General features: G+C 72.0%; 13 protein-coding genes. 3 read left to right on the forward strand and 10 right to left on the reverse strand.

Going from position 1 to position 17,426, the window contains the following annotated elements; all coding sequences use genetic code 11:
- The first annotated feature begins 21 nt into the window (after nucleotides 1–21).
- The gene (locus OJ997_RS18565; protein ID WP_270026688.1) at nucleotides 22–1,446 is read left to right on the forward strand and encodes a WS/DGAT/MGAT family O-acyltransferase; all 1,425 of its coding nucleotides are present in this window, start codon (nucleotides 22–24) and stop codon (nucleotides 1,444–1,446) included.
- Nucleotides 1,443–2,291: a tryptophan 2,3-dioxygenase gene (locus OJ997_RS18570; protein WP_270026689.1), complete on the forward strand. Its 849-nt coding sequence runs from the start codon at nucleotides 1,443–1,445 to the stop codon at nucleotides 2,289–2,291. The genes OJ997_RS18565 and OJ997_RS18570 overlap by 4 nt, the downstream gene beginning before the upstream one ends.
- Here the strand turns inward: OJ997_RS18570 and OJ997_RS18575 are convergent.
- The 10 genes from OJ997_RS18575 to OJ997_RS18620 form a co-directional block, all read right to left on the reverse strand.
- Nucleotides 2,288–3,415 carry a hypothetical protein gene (locus tag OJ997_RS18575; protein WP_270026690.1) on the reverse strand — a complete coding sequence of 376 codons (1,128 nt, stop codon included), beginning with the start codon at nucleotides 3,413–3,415 and terminating at the stop codon, nucleotides 2,288–2,290. The two genes, OJ997_RS18570 and OJ997_RS18575, sit on opposite strands and share 4 nt — an antisense overlap.
- Before the next feature lies 1 nt (nucleotide 3,416).
- Nucleotides 3,417–4,616 carry a hypothetical protein gene (locus OJ997_RS18580; protein ID WP_270026691.1) on the reverse strand — a complete coding sequence of 400 codons (1,200 nt, stop codon included), beginning with the start codon at nucleotides 4,614–4,616 and terminating at the stop codon, nucleotides 3,417–3,419.
- A gap of 52 nt (nucleotides 4,617–4,668) precedes the next feature.
- Nucleotides 4,669–9,171: a plastocyanin/azurin family copper-binding protein gene (locus tag OJ997_RS18585; protein WP_270026692.1), complete on the reverse strand. Its 4,503-nt coding sequence runs from the start codon at nucleotides 9,169–9,171 to the stop codon at nucleotides 4,669–4,671.
- 122 nt (nucleotides 9,172–9,293) lie between these two features.
- Nucleotides 9,294–9,800, reverse strand: a complete 507-nt coding sequence (locus tag OJ997_RS18590) for a hypothetical protein (protein ID WP_270026693.1) — start codon at nucleotides 9,798–9,800, stop codon at nucleotides 9,294–9,296.
- Between the two features lie 21 nt (nucleotides 9,801–9,821).
- A complete protein-coding gene (locus OJ997_RS18595; protein WP_270026694.1) occupies nucleotides 9,822–10,208 on the reverse strand; it encodes a RidA family protein in 387 nt (128 codons plus the stop codon).
- On the reverse strand, nucleotides 10,205–11,659 hold the full coding sequence (locus OJ997_RS18600; RefSeq protein ID WP_270026695.1) for an AMP-binding protein: 1,455 nt from the start codon (nucleotides 11,657–11,659) through the stop codon (nucleotides 10,205–10,207). Before OJ997_RS18600 ends, OJ997_RS18595 begins: the two co-directional genes overlap by 4 nt.
- Nucleotides 11,652–12,710 (reverse strand): acyl-CoA dehydrogenase family protein, encoded by a 1,059-nt coding sequence (locus OJ997_RS18605; RefSeq protein ID WP_270026696.1) that lies wholly within the window; start codon nucleotides 12,708–12,710, stop codon nucleotides 11,652–11,654. Before OJ997_RS18605 ends, OJ997_RS18600 begins: the two co-directional genes overlap by 8 nt.
- A complete protein-coding gene (locus OJ997_RS18610; RefSeq protein ID WP_270026697.1) occupies nucleotides 12,711–13,493 on the reverse strand; it encodes an enoyl-CoA hydratase family protein in 783 nt (260 codons plus the stop codon).
- 81 nt (nucleotides 13,494–13,574) lie between these two features.
- Nucleotides 13,575–14,246 (reverse strand): SDR family NAD(P)-dependent oxidoreductase, encoded by a 672-nt coding sequence (locus tag OJ997_RS18615; RefSeq protein ID WP_270026698.1) that lies wholly within the window; start codon nucleotides 14,244–14,246, stop codon nucleotides 13,575–13,577.
- Nucleotides 14,243–16,384 carry an oxidoreductase gene (locus OJ997_RS18620; protein ID WP_270026699.1) on the reverse strand — a complete coding sequence of 714 codons (2,142 nt, stop codon included), beginning with the start codon at nucleotides 16,382–16,384 and terminating at the stop codon, nucleotides 14,243–14,245. The genes OJ997_RS18615 and OJ997_RS18620 overlap by 4 nt, the downstream gene beginning before the upstream one ends.
- Before the next feature lie 39 nt (nucleotides 16,385–16,423).
- On the opposite strand from OJ997_RS18620, the gene OJ997_RS18625 reads away from it, so the two are divergent.
- Complete coding sequence (locus OJ997_RS18625; RefSeq protein ID WP_270026700.1) at nucleotides 16,424–17,422, forward strand: sugar phosphate isomerase/epimerase family protein; 999 nt, start codon at nucleotides 16,424–16,426, stop codon at nucleotides 17,420–17,422.
- Nucleotides 17,423–17,426 lie beyond the last annotated feature (4 nt).

Consider the following 17,426-nt stretch of genomic DNA (forward strand, 5'->3'; position numbering starts at 1 on the left):
CTCCGGCGATAGGGTGCGCGCATGCGGCAGCTGACTTCCCTCGACGCGCAGTTCCTCGCGCTGGAGAACCCACGCCAGACCGGGCACGTGGGAAGCCTCGCGATGCTCGACGCGACGACCGCGCCCGACGGCGCGTTCGGCTGCCAGGAGGTGACGCGGCTGCTATCCGAGCGCGGTACCCAGCTCCCGCCGCTGCGCTGGCGACTGGCGAACGTGCCGCTCGGGCTCGACCATCCGTACTGGGTCGAGGAGGCCGAGATCGACCTCGGCTACCACGTGCGCGAGATGGCGCTCGCCTCGCCCGGCACGGACGCGCAGCTCGCCGACCAGGTCGCGCGGATCATGGCCCGGCCGCTCGACCGGGCGCGGCCGCTGTGGGAGATCTACGTCATCGAGGGGCACGAGTCCGGGCTCGTGGCGGTGCTGACGAAGATCCACCACGCCGTGATCGACGGCCTGTCGGGCGCGGAGATCATGGCCCTGCTGCTCGACCTCACGCCGGAGGGGCGCGAGATCGAGCCGGTCGACCCGGACGACGACCTCGCCGACCCTTCGCCCTCGACGCTGCAGATGCTCGGGCTCGGGCTGGCCGGGCTGCCGCGCTACCCGCTGCGGATGCTGCGCGGGCTCCCGAAGGCGCTCCCGAACCTCGACCAGACCGCGTTCGGCGTCTTCCCGGGCATGGGCACGGTCTCGCGCGTGGCCGCCAAGCTCGTGCGTGACGGCGTGGACCGCCCGGACCTCGTCGCGCCCAAGACGAAGTTCTCCGGCCGGATCTCCCCGCACCGGCGCTTCGCCTTCGGGCAGGTGCCGCTGGACGAGTTCAAGGCCGCGAAGAACAAGCACGGCACGACGGTCAACGACGTCGTGGTCAGCGCGTGCGCGGGCGCGGTGCGGCGGTGGCTGATCGAGCACGACGACCTGCCGGACGTGCCGCTCGTCGCGCAGGTCCCGGTGTCCGTGCGCACGGGCGACCAGTTCGGCACCTACGGCAACCGGATCCTGCTGATGGCGGCGCCGCTGTACACCGACGTCGAGGACCCCGTCGAGCGGCTGATGAAGACGCACGAGGCGCTCTCGGACATGAAGGAGCGCCGTGGCGCGCTGCCCGCGATGCTGCTCCAGGACGCGAACAACTTCATCCCGCCGGCCGTCTTCGCGCGCGCCGCGCGGCTGACGTTCGGGTACTCGACCTCGCGCGCCGGCCGGTCGGCGTGGAACCTCGTGATCTCCAACGTCCCCGGCCCGCAGTTCCCGCTCTACATGGCGGGCGCGAAGCTCGTGGCCAACTACCCCGTGTCCGTGATCCTCGACGGCATGGGGCTCAACATCACGGTCATGAGCTACATGGGCCACATGGACTTCGGGATCGTCGCCGACCGCGACCAGATGCCGGACGTGGACGTCCTGCTCGGCTACATGCGCGAGGAGCTGGCGGCGCTGTGAGCGACAACCTGCGTGACGTCGAGGAAGGCGTCACCCGCGACCTGCGCGACCGCCAGACCTACGCCGGCTACCTCGCCCTGGACCGGCTGCTCGACGCCCAGCACCCGCTGAGCGAGCCCGAGCACCACGACGAGCTGCTGTTCATCATCCAGCACCAGACGAGCGAGCTGTGGATGCGGCTGATCATCCACGAGCTGGACGCGGTGCTGTCCTCCCTCTCGCTCGACGACCTCGGCCCCGCGCAGAAGGGCCTGGCGCGCGTCAAGCAGATCCAGCGCCAGCTGTTCGAGCAGTGGGGCGTGCTCGCGACGCTGACGCCGTCCGAGTACGTGAAGTTCCGCGGCGTGCTCGGCGACGCGAGCGGCTTCCAGTCGCTGCAGTACCGGATCATCGAGTTCCAGCTCGGCAACAAGAACCGCCAGATGCTCGACGTGTTCGCGCATTCGCCGGCGGACCAGGAACGGCTCCGGACCGTGCTCGAGGCGCCGTCGCTGTACGACGAGTTCCTCCGCTACCTGGCCCGGCGCGACTACCAGGTCCCCACGGACCTGCTGGAGCGCGACGTCTCCGAGCCGCACCGCCGCCGCGAGGACCTCGTCCCGGTCTTCAAGGCCATCTACGACGCCCCCAAGCGCGACTGGGAGGCCTACGAGATGTGCGAGGGGCTCGTCGACGTCGAGGAGAGCTTCCAGCTCTGGCGCTTCCGGCACATGAAGACCGTCCAGCGGATCATCGGCTACAAGCGCGGCACCGGTGGCTCGTCCGGCGTCGGCTTCCTCCGCGCCGCGCTGGACCTCACGTTCTTCCCCGAGCTGCTCGACGTCCGCACCGAGATCGGCGCCTAGCCCTTCAACCGCGCGATCGCGGGGTGCGGGGCGCTGAAGGCCCCCGCTGCGCCGGCGACGACGATCCGCTCGCGGGCGTCGACGAGGATGTGCTCCACGCTCCACGCCTTCGGCCTCGACGCGGGCGAGAGCAGCTTCGCCCCGTCCCTGCCGAAGGCGGTGTCCGGTCGGCCGCGCCCGGAGAAGCGCAGCACCGCGCCCTTGGACCGGTTGCGGGCCTCGTAGTACGCGCCGCCCAGCAGCAGACGTCCGTGCCGGTCGCGGATCAACGACTCCACCGTGAGGCGGTCCAGCACGGGCGAGCCCGTCACGTAACCGCGGATTCCGAAGCGCCGGTCCGGTCGACCGTCGCTCGCGATCCGCGCGACGAACGCGTTGTCGTCGACGCCGTCGCCGGCGATCAGCACCGTGTCCCCCGGGCCGTCGGCCACCGTGGCGACGGAGCCCGGGTCGAGCGCACGCGGCCAGACGATCGATCGCTCGTAGGCGGCGATGGGGGCGCCACTCGCGTCCAGCGCCATCTGCGTCTCCTCGCCGAAGACGAACGCGCGACCGTCGCGCTTGACGACCGCGTCGGCGAAGCCCGCGACCCCTGAGAGCTCCGCGACGCCACCGGTCGCGTAGGTCGTGTCGAGCGCACCGTCGGGCAGGAACCGGATCGCTAGGGCGCGTCCACCGCGTTCGCTTCCGAACACGACCGCGCGACCGGCCCCGTCGACGCCGAAGTCATGCAGGTCGAACGGCGTGGACGCGGGCACCGTGAGCACCACGGGCGCACCGCCGATCGGCGCGAGCGCGAGGCGGCCGTCGCCCGCTTCAGCCAGGGTGTGGCCGTCGGCGACGCGCGGCGCTCTGGTCACCGGCGCTGGGAACCGGGTGCGGTCGGCGACCTGCCCGGCCGCGGTGAGGCCGACCGCAAGGGGCGCGGGCCGCGCGCCGGGCGGTTGGACGCTCAGCCACAGGCGCCGTCCGTCGGGCAGTGCCGCCCCGGCCACGTGGCCGGTCGTCGTGAGCGTGAGCCGTCCATGGTCGCCGAACGTGCGGTCGAGGTCACCCGGCCCGGCATGGGCGGGAGCGGCGAGTACGAGCAGGGCGACGAGCGTCGTGCCGAGGCGGCGGAGCACGCTAACCCCGCAGCCGCGCGATGCCGGGATACGGCGTGCCGAGGTCCTCGCGCAGCACGGCGTCGTCGTCGAAGACGGTGCCGGCGACGACGATCCGGCCGCGGCGGTCGACCGCCACCTGGGTCACCGCGGAGGCGATGATGTCGACGCCAGGGATGTCGCCGAGGCCGACGAACTTGCGTCCGCCGGTCGCGAACGAGCGATCGACACGGCCAAGTGAAGAGAGCCGGACCACGGTCGCCTGCCAGGGGAACTCGGTCTCGATCCGTGATCCGCCGAGCACGATCCGCCCGCGCCGGTCGCGCGTGATCGAAGCGATGTCGACCTGCGTTAGCGCCTGCGGGCTGCGCAGCACGCGGCGCTTGTCGCGCCGGCCCGTGACCCAGCCGTGCTTGCCGAAGCGCCGGTCGGGCCGGCCGTCCGCGTGCAGGCGCCCGACCCACGCGTCCCGGAAGCGGTCGGGCCCCGCGACGAGCACCGTGCCGCCCGGGCCCTCCGCGAACGCTGAGACACCCGGGAGGGGCACGCCGGGAACCGTGACCTTGCCACGGTTCAGACGCCGCAGGATCCGGCCTCGCGTGTCGAGCCCGACGATGCGGCGTCCGCCGCTGGCGTAGACGCGGCCGTCCCGCCGGACCAGCGCCGCGACGACCCGTTCGAGCTTGGCGTCGGTGAGCTTTGCAATGCCGCCCTCGCCGTAGCCGAGGTCACGCCGCCCGTCGGGCAGGAAGCGCTCCGCCTGTTTGGAGCTGACGACGGTCACGCGGCCCCGGCGGTCGACGCCGAACGCCTTGGGCGACTGCGCCGGGAGCGCCACCGAGTGCGAGGACCCGATGCGCGTGAGCACCTGGACCTCCTGCCCCGCAACCAGTGAGAGCACGTCGGGCGTCAGCGAGTAGCCGTCGGCGAGCAGCGGCGGGTCGTACTCCGCGTGCGGCACGTCCGTCGTGGCCAGGAGTCGCCCTCGGCCGCTGAACCGAAGCAGCGCCGGGGCGTAGTCGCCGGCGCGGTCGGCGTAGACGCTCAGGAGCGGACGGACGCCGTCCACCAGCGCCAGCGAGCGCGTCGATCCACCACTGTCCCACGGGATCACCGCGAGGCGCCCACCCTTCCCGAACGTGCGGTCCAGGTCACCGGGCCGGGCCTGGGCCGGAGCGGCGGCGAGCAAGCCGAGCAGCGCGGCGAGCGCGGGAACTCTCATGCGCTTGGAAACGGGGGATTCGCGCAATGGATGCGCGGATCCCTCGCAATCGCTACTTCAGGGTCAGCTTGCGCACGCTCGTGACCGAGCCGGCCTTGAGCGTCGCGGTCGCGCTGACCGCGCCCTTGTGCTTCTTCAGCGCCTTCTTCACGGCGGCCGACGGCTTGACGGTGACGGAGAACTTGCCGGACGCGCAGCGGCCGGTGCCCGTGCCGAGCGACGTGCCCTTGAGCTTGAGCTTCTTCGCGACCGCCTTGGTGACCGAGAGCGTGACCGTGCCCGAGCTGAGCGACGCGCACGGGCCGGTGAGCTTCAGGCCGCTCTTGAGGTAGGTCGCGAGCTTGGGCTTGGAGGGCGCGTCGAGGCTCGCGGACGGCTTCGGCGGTGGCGCCGGCGATGGCGTGGGCGCCACGGTCGGCGCGGGCGTGGCCGAGAACGTCGGCACCGGCGTGGGCGTCGCCGTGACCGTCGGCTGCGGCGCCGCCGTGACCTCGACGGTGCCGGTCATCGTCGCCGGGTGGATCTCGCACAGGAACGTGTACGTGCCGGGCGCGGCGAAGCTGCAGGTCCCCTCCCACGGGCCGGGCTTGATGCCCGGGAGGTCGCAGCTCGCCGGCTTGAGCGCCGAGTTCTTGAAGCTGACGTTGTGGAACTGCGGCGCGCCGGCCGCGGGCGGCACCGCCCGGAAGCGCACGGTCTCGCCGGCGGTGATGCTGACGGTGGAGTCGGCGGCGCTGCTCTGCGAAGCGTCCTGGAACCAGTTGGCGTTGCCCGTGCCGTCGTCGCGGGCGTCGATCGTGCCCGCCATCGGTGCCGGCGCGGCCTGCAGCGTGAACGCGCGCGTCGCCGGGGTCGCGTCGACGTTGCCGGCGGTGTCCAGCGCGCGGACCCGGAACGTGTAGGCGCCCAGCGCGGTCACGTCGTACGCGCGCGGTGCGGTGCAGGCAGAGAACGCGCCCGCCCCGGACGGGGTGTCGAGTCGGCACTCGAACGTCGCGCCCGCCTCCCCCGTGAACGTGAACGACTGCGTCGTGCCGGTGACGATCCCCGAGGAGCCGCCGGTGATCGTCGTGTCGGGGGCGGTCGTGTCGACCGTGAACGTCCGGCTCGCGGGCGTCAGGTCGAGGTTGCCCGCGCCGTCCTTCGCGCGCACGCGGAGCGTGTACGCGCCGTCGGCCAGCGTGGTGAGCGTGCGCGGCGACGTGCACTGGGCGTAGGCGCCGGTCGCGCCGCCGGGACCGTCGAGCCGGCACTCGAACGTCGAGCCCTGCTCGTTCGACGAGAAGGTGAACGACGGCGAGGCCGTCGCGATGGACCCGCTCGGCCCGGTGTCGATCGTCGTGTCGGGCGCCGCCGCGTCGACCGTGAACGTCCGGGAGGCCGGCGTGGCGTCGACGTTGCCCGCCGCGTCCTTGGCCCGCACGAGGAACGTGTACGCGCCGTCGGCCAGCGAGCCGAGCACGCGCGGCGAGCTGCACGAGGCGTACGTGCCGGCCGTGGCGCCCGGACCGTCGAGCCGGCACTCGAAGGTGGCGCCGGCCTCGCTCGAGAAGCTGAAGGACGGTGACGCCGTGGTGACGGTCCCGCTCGGACCCGAGTCGATCGCCGTGTCCGGAGCCGTCGTGTCGACGGTGAAGGACCGTGACGCGGCCGTGGCGTCCACGTTGCCCGCCGCGTCCTTGGCCCGCACGCGGAACGTGTACGTGCCGTCCGCCGGCGGGCTGAGCGTGCGCGGCGACGTGCACGCGGCGAAGGTGCCGGTCGCGCCGCCGGGACCGTCGAGCTGGCACTCGAACGTCGAGCCCGACTCGCTTGCGGAGAACGTGAACGTCGGCGACGACGCCGCGCCGCTCGGGCCCGTGTCGATCGTGGTGTCCGGCGCCGTCGCGTCGACCGTGAAGGTGCGCGAGGCGGGCGTCGGATCGACGTTGTTGGCGACGTCGGTCGCGCGGACGAGGAACGTGTACGTGCCGTCGGCCAGCGACCCGAGCACGCGCGGCGAGGTGCAGAGGCCGTAGCTGCCGGTCGCGCCGCCCGGCCCGTCGAGGCGGCACTCGAGCTTCGCGCCCGCCTCGCTCGAGAAGCTGAAGCTGGGTGACGACGTGGTCACGGTCCCGCTCGGCCCCGCGTCGATCGCCGTGTCCGGCGCCACCGTGTCGACCGTGAACGACTGCGACGCGGGCGTGGCGTCCAGGTTGCCCGCCGCGTCCTTGGCGCGCACGAGGAACGTGTAGGCGCCGTTGGCGGTGGTCGTGTACGTCTGCGGCGACGTGCACGCCGTGAATGTCCCGGCACCGCTCGGCGTGTCCAGGCGGCACTCGAACGTCGAGCCCGCCTTGGTCGAGGTGAACGCGAACGACGGCGAAGTGCCGTTGGTCGGCCCCGACGGGCCGGCGGTGATGCCCGTGTCCGGCAGGCTCGTCTCGACGCTGAACGTGCGGGTCGCGGGCGTGGCGTCGACGTTGCCGGCGGCGTCGGTCGCGCGCACCGAGAACGTGTACGCGCCGTCGACCAGCGGGCCGACGGTCCGCGGCGACGTGCACAGCGCGTAGGTCCCGGTGGCCGCTCCCGGCCCGTCGAGCCGGCACTCGAAGCTCGAGCCGGTTTCACTCGACGAGAAGCCCAGCGCCGGCGTGGCGGTGTTGACCGTGCCCGTCGGACCGGAGTCGATGATCGTGTTGGGCGCCGCCGTGTCGACCGTGAACATGCGCGAGGCCGGCGACGGATCGAGGTTGCCGACCGCGTCCTTCGCACGCACGGAGAACGTGTGCGCCCCGTCGCTCAGCCCGGTGAGCGCCCGCGGCGACGAGCACACCTCGTACGCGCCCGTGTCCAGGCGGCACTCGAAGGTCACGCCGACCTCGGTCCCGGAGAACTGGAAGCTCGGCGAGGTCGTGTTGACCGTGCCGCTCGGCCCGTCGTTGATCGTCGTGTCCGGCGCCGTCGTGTCGACCGTGAACGCCCGGGACGCCGGCGACGGATCGACGTTGCCGACCGCATCCTTCGCACGCACGTACAACGTGTGCGCCCCGTCCGCCAGCCCGCTCAGCACGCGCGGCGAAGTGCACGCCACGTACTCGCCGGCGTCGAGCCGGCACTCGAAGGTCGCGTTCGCCTCGCTCGAGAACCCGAAGGACGCCGAGCTCGAGCTCGTCGGCCCGGACGGACCGCTGGTGATCGTCGTGTCGGGCGCGATCGTGTCGACGGTGAAGGCGCGCGAGGCCGGCGTCGGGTCCACGTTGCCGGCGAGATCGGTCGCGCGGACGGAGAACGTGTGCGCTCCGTCGGCCAGCGCGCTGAAGGCGCGCGGCGATGTGCAGGGCGCGTAGACGGCCGAATCCAGGCTGCACTCGAACGTCACGCCGAGCTCGGTCCCGGAGAACGGGAAGGACGCCGACGCGGTGTTGACCGTGCCGCTCGGGCCGCCGTTGATGGTCGTGTCGGGTGGCCCGGTGTCCACCGTGAACACCCGTGTGGCGGGCGTCGGATCGGGGTTGCCGGCCGGGTAGACCGCGCGCACCGAGAACGTGTACGCGCCGTCGGTCAGCGCGCTGCGCGACCACGGCGACGTGCACGGGCCGTAGCTGCCGGCGCCCGACGGCGTGTCCAGCTTGCACTCGAACGCGGCCGCGGACTGCGGAGACGTGAACGTGACGCTCGCCGTGGTCTGGTTCGTCTGCGGCGCCGGCCCGCTCGTGATCGTCGTGTCCGGTGGGTCCGGTGGCGGCTCGACGACCACCGAGCCCGTCATCGACAGGTGCGCCGAGCACAGGAACGTGTAGGTGCCCGCCGTGTTGAACGTGCACTCACCCGACCAGCCCGGCCCTTCGACGCCCTGCGGAAGCGGCGGCGCAGGCCGGACGTTGCCGGTCCTCTGCACGCACGACGACGGGTTGGTGTCGAACTTCACGTTGTGGACGTTGAACCCCGTCGGGTACGCGAAATCGACCTTCTCGCCCACCTTGATGGTCACCGAGTTGTCGTCCGGGTTGCTGCTGGACGCGTCCTGGAACCAGTACGGCTGCGCGCCGCCGTCCTTGGCGACGATGAGCGGCCGCCCGGTCGGCGTCGGCGTCGCCGTGGCCGTGACCGTGGGCGTCGCGGTCGGCGTGAACGTGACGGTCGGCGTCGGGGTCGGGGTGGGCGCCGTGCCCTCCACCTCGACGAAGCCCTCCATGCCGGAGTGCGCCTGGCAGTAGAAGCGGTAGCTGCCGGGCGTGTTGAACGTGCACACGCCGTTCCAGGTCGGGAACTCGGGCCCCCGCGGCAGCGGCGCCGCCACGAGCGTCGGGTCCTCGTCCTGGCTGCATGAGCTCGGCTGCTGGTTGGGGAAGGCCACGTTGTGCGGGGCGCCACCTTCCTCGAACGAGAACTGGACCGTCCCACCGGCGGCGATCGTGACGCTGTTGTCCGCGGTGTCGGGGCTTGCGCCGTCCTGGAACCACAGGTACGGCGCGTCGGACGTGGAGTCGTGGGCGACGATGCGCGCGTCCGCGGACGGCCGCGGCTCAGCGTTCGCGCGCGCGAACGTCGGGCCGACGATGACCAACACCATCGCGCACACCAACCACGGCAGCGCACTTCTCCAGCGATGCAACGGGCTCTCTCCTCCTACCAACCGGACCGAGGCGACCATACAGGACGCTCGTGGGAGCCCTTCTCATCTTCTGTACAGGCTCAGCTGTCCTCGGCGGTGGACGACTGCCGGAGCGGGATGCGGGTCGTGCCCGTCGAGGACACGAGCTCGATCACGGTGCGGCCACGGACCCGGATGCGTGTGTCGGGCGCGAGCCGCAGCTGCCGGTGGCCGGACCGCGCGTAACGGGTCTGACCGTCCCAGGAGACGACATCGATCCGGGTCGTGATCGCCACCCGCGCCCGGTTGTGCAAGCGCCGCCCGGCGAGCTTGCGCACCCCGCCGTCCAGCCGCAGCGCCTCGGGCGAGCCGCCGAAGGAGCCGAACACCAGGCCCGGCCGCGGAATCGGCTGCAGCCGTCGCGCCTCGGGCACGGAGACGAGCCCGTTGTCCGCCCAGGCCTTCACCAGACGCGGCACGCACAGCTGCAGGACGGTCCGGCCCGGCTCGGGGCCCGGGCGGTGCGCCGTGCACGTGGCGAGATCGTCGGCCGGGTCCTGAGCCGGCGCTGCGAACGTGAGGGCGATGGCCGCCGCTGCGAGGTTCATCGCCTGAGGTCCTCCCCACATCTAGTGCACAGCAGTCGCCTCGATCTCCACCTTTGCGAACTTCTCCACCAACGCGCTGACCTCGACCACGGACATGACCGGGAAGTGGCGGCCCATCACGGCGCGGTAGGCCACGCCGATCTCCTTCACCGACGTGAGGTACTCGTCACGGCTCGTCACGAACCAGGTCAGGCGGACGACGTGCTCGGGCCCGGCGCCCGCCTCGGCGAGCACGGCGACGATGTTGCGCAGCGCCTGCTCGACCTGCGCGGCGAGCGCGTCGGAGACGAACGCGCCCGTCTCGTCCCAGCCGATCTGGCCGGCGACGAACACGAGCCGCCCGCTCGCCTCGATCCCGTTGGCGTAGCCCTTCGGCGGCGGCCAGCCGGGTGGCTGCAGGCGCCTCACCCGCGGTCTCGCAGGACGTTGCGCTGGACCTTGCCCGTGGGCGTGCGCGGGAGCGCGTCCACGAACTCGACGCGGCGCGGGTACTTGTAGGGCGCGATCCGGGCCTTCACGAAGTCCTGCAGCGCCTTCGCCTCCACGGGCTCGGTCGCGACCACCCACGCCTTGACGACGTGGCCGCGCTCGGCGTCGTCGACTGCGACGACCGCGCACTCGGCCACGAGCGGGTGCTCGAGCAGCGCGGCCTCGACCTCGAAGCCGGAGATGTTGTAGCCGGCGCTGATGATCATGTCGTCCGTCCGCGCCTGGAACCAGAAGTAGCCGTCGGTGTCGACCGAGAACGCGTCGCCGGTGAGGTTCCAGCCCTCGCGCACGTACGTGGTCTGGCGCTCGTCGTCGAGGTAGCGGCAGCCCGTCGGGCCGCGCACGGCGAGCCGGCCCACCTCGCCCGCGCCGAGCGTCTCCATGTCCGGTCCCACGATCCGCGCCTCATAGCCGGGTACGGGTCGCCCACACGAGCCGGCCTTCGCCTCGTCGGCCCGTGACGCGATGAAGATGTGCAGCATCTCGGTCGAGCCGATCCCGTCCACGATCCGGATGCCGGTCTTCTCCAGCCACGCGTCGGACACGCCCGCGGGCAGCGGCTCGCCCGCCGACACGCACGTGTGCAACGAGTCCGGCAGCTCCTCACGCAGCAGCGCGCGGTAGGCGGTCGGCGCGGTGAACAGCGTCGTCACGCGCTTGGCGTGCAGCGTCTCCAGCAGCTGCGGCGGCGAGGTCGGCGCGGTGGCCGCGCCGAAACGCAGCGGGAACAGCAGCGAGGCGCCGAGCCCGAACGTGAACGCGATCGGCGGCGAGCCGGAGAACACGTCGGTCGGCTGTGGCCGGAGGATCTCGCGCGCGAACGTGTCGCAGCTCGCCAGCAGGTCGCGATGGAAGTGCACGCAGCCCTTCGGCACGCCGGTCGTGCCGCTCGTGAAGGCGATGATCGCGACGTCGTCCGCGGCCGTGTCGCAGGCGTCGAACCAGCCGCGGGTCGGCAGGTCCTCGATCACCAGCATGTCCAGCACGTCGACCTCGCCCGTCAGGTCGCGTGCGACGAGCGCCTTGGTCACGTTCGCCTTGGCCACGACCTTGTCGATCTCGCCCCGCCGCAGCAGCGGCATCGTCGCCACGACGACGCCGCCCGCGAGCAGGATCCCGAGCCAGCACGCGATCGCCTCCGGCGTGTTGGGCGAGTGCAGCAGCACGCGCTCGCCCGGCTCGATGTTCAGCGCCCCGGCCACGGCGTCGGCGCGCTCGGCCAGCTCGGCGTAGGACCACCCGTTCGCGATCGCCGTCCCCTCGTTCTTGAGCAGCTCCTCGGCCACGTTCAGCCGCGCCGGGTAGTCGAGCAGCAGCAGATCGGGCCACTGCTCGCGCGGCGGCAACCCGTCGCGCGTGAAGCTATCCACGTAACACCTCCCGGGCGATCACGAGTTGCTGGACCTCCGAAGCGCCCTCGTAGATCCGCAGCGCGCGGATCTCGCGGTAGAGGCGCTCGACGACCTGGCCCGAGGTCACGCCGAGCCCGCCGAAGACCTGCACGGCGCCGTCGATCACGCGCTGCGCGGTCTCGGTCGCGTGCAGCTTGGCCATCGCCGCCTCGCGGGTCACGCGCGCGGCGCCATTGTCCTTCGTCCACGCGGCGCGATAGACGAGCAGCGCGCTCGCGTCCACGCCGAGCGCCATGTCCGCGAGCTTGGCCTGCACCAGCGGCAGCTCGGCCATCGGCGCGCCGAACAGCTGCCGTTCCTTCACGCGCGCGAGCGCTTCGTGCAGCGCGCGCCGCGCGAAGCCCAGCGCCGCCGCGCCGACCGTCGAGCGGAACACGTCGAGCGTGCCGAGCGCGACCCGCATCCCCTTCCCCGGCTCGCCGATCGGCGTCGCGGGCGCGCCGTCGAAGCGCAGCGTCGCGAGCGGGTGCGGCGCGATCACGTCGATCCGCTCGACCACCTCGACGTGCTCGGCGTCCACGACGTACGCGCTGATGCCCTCGGGTGCCCGCGCGAAGACGGTGTAGAAGTCCGCGATCCCGCCGTTGGAGATCCAGGTCTTCGTGCCGGTGATGCGGTCGCGCTCCGCCGTGGTCTGCATCGCCGCCACGTCGGAGCCGGCCTCGGGCTCGGACAGGGCGAACGCCGCGATCCGCTCCCCCGCCGCTACACCCGGCAGGTAGCGCGCCCGCAGCGCGTCGTCGCCGAACAGCGTGATCGGCCCCGCGCCCAAGCCCTGCATGGCGAACGCGAAGTCCGCGAGCGCGTCGTGGTAGGCGAGGGTCTCGCGCGCGAGGCACAGCGTGCGCACGTCGAGCGGCCGCGCGACCGTGTGCGGGAGCCAGTCGTCGGCGAGTGCGCGCACGAACGCGCGGCAGCGCGCGTCGAGGTCCGTCTCCGCCACGTCAGGGACACGCCACGCCAGCTCGCGATGGCGGTCCTCGAAGAACGGCCAGTCCGTGTGGAGCATCTAGTCGCCCTCGAAGACCGGCCGCTCCTTGGCCAGGAAGGCGCGGTACGCCCGCTCGAAGTCCGCCGTCTGCATGCAGATGGCCTGGGCCTGCGCCTCGGCCTCGATCGCCGCCGGCAGCGACATGTCCCACTCCTGGTCGAGCATCGTCTTGGTCATGGCGTGCGCGAAGTTCGGGCCGGACGCGAGCGAGGCCGCCAGCTCCGCCGCCTCGCCCTCCACGTCCAGGACGACGGAGTTGAAGAACCCCCAGCGCTCGCCTTCCTCGGCGCCCATCGAGCGCCCCGTGTAGAGCAGCTCGGCGGCGCGGCCCTGGCCGACGATCCGCGGCAGCATCGCGCACGCGCCCATGTCGCAGCCCGCGAGCCCCACGCGCGTGAACAGGAACGCGACCTTCGCGCGCGGGGAGCCGAGCCGCAGGTCCGAGGCCGTCGCGATCATCGCCCCCGCGCCCACGCAGACGCCGTCGACCGCCGCGATCACCGGCTTGCCGCAGCCCTTGATCGCCTTCACCAGATCGCCCGTCATGCGCGTGAAGCGCAGCAGCTCCGGCATCGTCATCTCGGTCAGCGGGCCGATGATGTCGCGCACGTCGCCGCCGCTGCAGAAGTTGCCGCCCTCGCCCGCGATCACGACCGCGTCGACCGTGTCGTCGTACGTGAGCGCGCGGAAGTGATCGCGCAGCGCCGCGTAGGACGCGAACGTCAGCGGGTTCTTGCGCTCCGCCCCGATCAGCCGGACGAAGCCGACGCCGTCGCGGACCTCCCACCGAAAACCGCTCACGCCGAACCCTCCGGACGCTCGAGGGCGAGCCCCTGGGGCGAGCCCTCGTCGCGACGCGAGCCGCTAGGCGAGTGTCGCCTTTCAGCCATGGACGCCTCCGCCGTCGATCAGGAGCGTCTGGCCGTTGATCGCGCCCGCCTCGTCCGCCGCGAAGAACCGCACCGCGAACGCGACCTCCTCCGGCTCGATCAGCCGCCCCAAAGGCGTCATCCCGACCAGCGCCGCCTCACCGTCCTTGCCCGTGCGGGACTCGATGTTGGCGATCGTCGTGTCGGTCATGTCGGAGCGCACGTAGCCCGGGCAGACGCAGTTCGCGGTCACGCCCGTGCCGGCGAGTTCGGTCGCGAGCGCGCGCGTGAAGCCGAGCACCGCGTGCTTGGAGGCGGTGTAGCCGCTCGTGTAGCGCGAGCCGTGCACGGACGCGACGCTCGCCACGGTCACGATCCGGCCGCGGTTGCGCTCCCGCATCCCCGGCAGCACCGCACGCGTGGCCAGGAAGGCGCCCGTCGCGTTCACGCGGATCTGGCGCTCCCACTCCTCCAGCGAGGTGCGATGGACGGGCGCGCTGGACGACACGCCGGCGTTGTTGACGAGCACGTCGACCTCCAGCTCACCGAGCACGCGCGCCACGGCCGCCTCGTCGGTCACGTCCATGTCCGCGCTCCCCAAGGCGAGCACCTCGTCGCCGGAGAACGCCGCGGTGATCGCCGCCCCGATCCCGCGCTTGCCGCCCGTGACCACGACCCGCCTCACGCCGGGACCTGCGTGTCGAAGCGCCGGAGCGGCATCCGCCGCACGTCCTTACCGGTCTGCGGCTCACGCGCGCCGGACCGGTACTGCGGGATCCATTCCATGTCCACTCCTTGGTCGGCGGCGGCGTGCAGGGTCCAGTGCGGGTCCCACAGGTGCGGGCGCGCCAGCGCGCACAGGTCCGCGCGGCCCGCGAGGATGATCGTGTTGACGTCGTCGTAGGACGAGATCGCGCCCACCGCGATCACCGGGATCTCGGCCTCGTGGCGGATGCGGTCGGCGTACGGCGTCTGGAAGGAGCGCCCGTACGCCGGCTGCTGGTCGGGCGAGACCTGGCCGGTGGAGACGTCGACGATGTCGCAACCCGCGTCGCGCAGCCGGTGCGCGAACGCGACCGCGTCGTCGCCGTCGAAGCCGCCGTCCACCCAGTCCGTGGCGCTGATGCGCACCGACATCGGCTTCTCGGCCGGCCACACGGCGCGGCAGGCGCTGAAGACCTCGAGCGGGAACTTCGCGCGGTCCGCTCCGTACGCGTCGTCGCGCACGTTCGTCAGCGGCGACAGGAACGACGACAGCAGGTAGCCGTGCGCCATGTGGATCTCCAGCAGGTCGAACCCGCAGGCGGCGGCGCGCTCCGTGGCGGCCACGAACTGCCCGACGACGTCGTCGAGGTCCGCGCGGGTCATCTCCCGCGGCGTCTGGTGCGCATCCGACCACGGCACCGGCGACGGCGCGATCAGCGGCCAGCCACCGTCGTCGAGCGGCTCGTTGTCGCCCTCCCACATCAGCTTCGTCGCACCCTTGCGGCCCGCATGCCCGAGCTGCGCGCCGATCGCCGACCGCGAGTGCGCGTGCACGAAGTCGACGATCCGCTGCCACGCGTCCACGTGCTCGTCGCGGTAGAGGCCGCCGCAGCCGGGCGTGATCCGCCCCTCCGCCGACGTGCAGATCATCTCCGTCATGACGAGCCCGGCGCCACCGATCGCCCGCGCGCCGAGGTGCACGAGATGGAAGTCGCCCGGCGTTCCCTCGACCGACGTGTACATGTCCATCGGCGAGACGACGACGCGGTTGCGGAGCTCCAGCCCGCGCAGCGTGAGCGGCGTGAACATCGGCGGCGCCCCTTCCACGAACTCCGGGTCGCGCATGCGCAGCTCGCCGAACGTGATCCGGCGCGACCGCGTGAGCAGGTTGAACGCGAACTGCCGCGGCTCCTGGCGCACGTAGCGACCGATGCCCTCGAACCACTCCAGCGACCCCTGCGCGGCGCGTTGCGTGGACTCCACGATCGGCCGCCGCTCGGCCTCGTACGCGTCCAGATCGCCCTCACGCACCGCCCAGGCGAGCGAGATCGCGTCCTCCATCGCCAGCTTCGTCCCGCTGCCGATCGAGAAGTGCGCGGTGTGCGCGGCGTCCCCGAGCAGGACGACGTTCCCGCGCCGCCAGACCGGATTGCGGACCGTGACGAAGTTGATCCAGCGCGTGCGGTTCTCGATCAGCCGGTAGCCGAACAGGTCCTCGCACTGCGCGCGGTCCAGCTGCACGCCCGTGCTCTCGACGATGAACGTGGATCGAACATCGCTGTACGGATACGCGTGCACCTGCACGACCCCGCCGGGCGTCTCGGCGATGATGAACGTGAAGGCGTCGAAGACGTGGTCGGTGCCGAACCACGCGTAGGTCGCGCGCCGCCGGTCGAGCGACGGCTCGAAGCCGTAGCGCGCCCGCAGCGTGCTGTTGACGCCATCGGCCGCCACCACGAGATCGCCCTCCAGCTCCGACACCTCGGAGCCGAACCGCAGGTCGACGCCCAACGCCGCCGCCCGCCGCTGGAGGATCCCCAGCAGCGCCTTCCGGCCCATCGCCGAGAAGCCGTGGCCGCCGCTCGTGACGACCTCGCCGCGGTAGTGCACGTCGATCTCGCTCCAGCGCACGAACGAAGCCGCGATCTCCGCGTAGGACTCCGGGTCCGCCGCCTCGAACGCGGCCAGCGTCTCGTCGCTGAACACCACGCCGAACCCGAACGTGTCGTCCGGCGCGTTGCGCTCGTGGACGACGACCTCGTGCGCCGGATCCAGGCGCTTCAACAGGATCGAGAGATACAGCCCGCCGGGTCCTCCACCCGCGATGGCGATCCGCATGTCCTGACAGTACTGCGGCTCCATATCCTGAGGCCGCACATGGCTAGACCCGTCACTTTGATCAGCGGCCAGTGGGCCGACCTGCCGTTCGAGACGCTCGCCGAGAAGCTCGGCGGCTGGGGCTTCGACGGCATCGAGATCGCCTGCTGGGGCGACCACTTCGACGTCGACCAGGCGCTCGCCGACGACAGCTACGTCAAGGGCCGTCGCGAGATCCTCGAGCGCAACGGCCTCAACGTCTGGGCGATCGCCAACCACCTGCTCGGCCAGGCGATCTCCGATCCGATCGACGCCCGCCACCAGGCGATCGTGCCGCCCGACGTGTGGGGCGACGGCGACCCCAAGGGCGTCCAGCAGCGCGCCGCCGAGAAGATGAAGGACACCGCGCGCGCCGCCGCCAAGCTGGGCGTCACCACGGTCACCGGCTTCACCGGCTCGCCGATCTGGCACATGCTCTACTCGTTCCCGCCGAACGACTTCGCGGAGATCGAGCGCGGCTACGAGCAGTTCGCCGAGCAGTGGAGCCCGATCATCGACGTGTTCGACGCCGAGGGCGTCAAGTTCGCGCTCGAGGTCCACCCGACCGAGATCGCCTACGACTTCGTCACCACGCGCAAGACGCTCGACGCGCTCGACAACCGGCCCGGGTTCGGCATCAACTTCGACCCGAGCCACTTCGCGCACCAGTTCCTCGACAGCGCCGAGTTCGTGAGCGAGTTCGCCGACCGCATCTACCACGTGCACGTCAAGGACTCGATCAAGCGCCTCAACGGCCGCCGCTCGATCCTCGGCAGCCACATCAACTTCGGCGAGGCCGAGCGCGGCTGGGACTTCGTCTCCCCCGGCCACGGCGACGTCGACTTCGAGGACCTCTTCCGCGCGTTGAACCGGATCGGCTACCAGGGTCCGCTCTCGATCGAGTGGGAGGACTCCGGGATGGACCGCGACTGGGGTGCCCCCGACGCGCTCGCCTTCGTGCGCCGGACGGACTTCTCGCCGTCCGACGTCGCGTTCGACGCCGCCTTCGAGCGCAAGTAGCCCG

Origin of the sequence: Solirubrobacter phytolaccae (assembly GCF_027587195.1) — a bacterium.
Taxonomy (GTDB): Bacteria; Actinomycetota; Thermoleophilia; order Solirubrobacterales; family Solirubrobacteraceae; genus Solirubrobacter; species Solirubrobacter phytolaccae.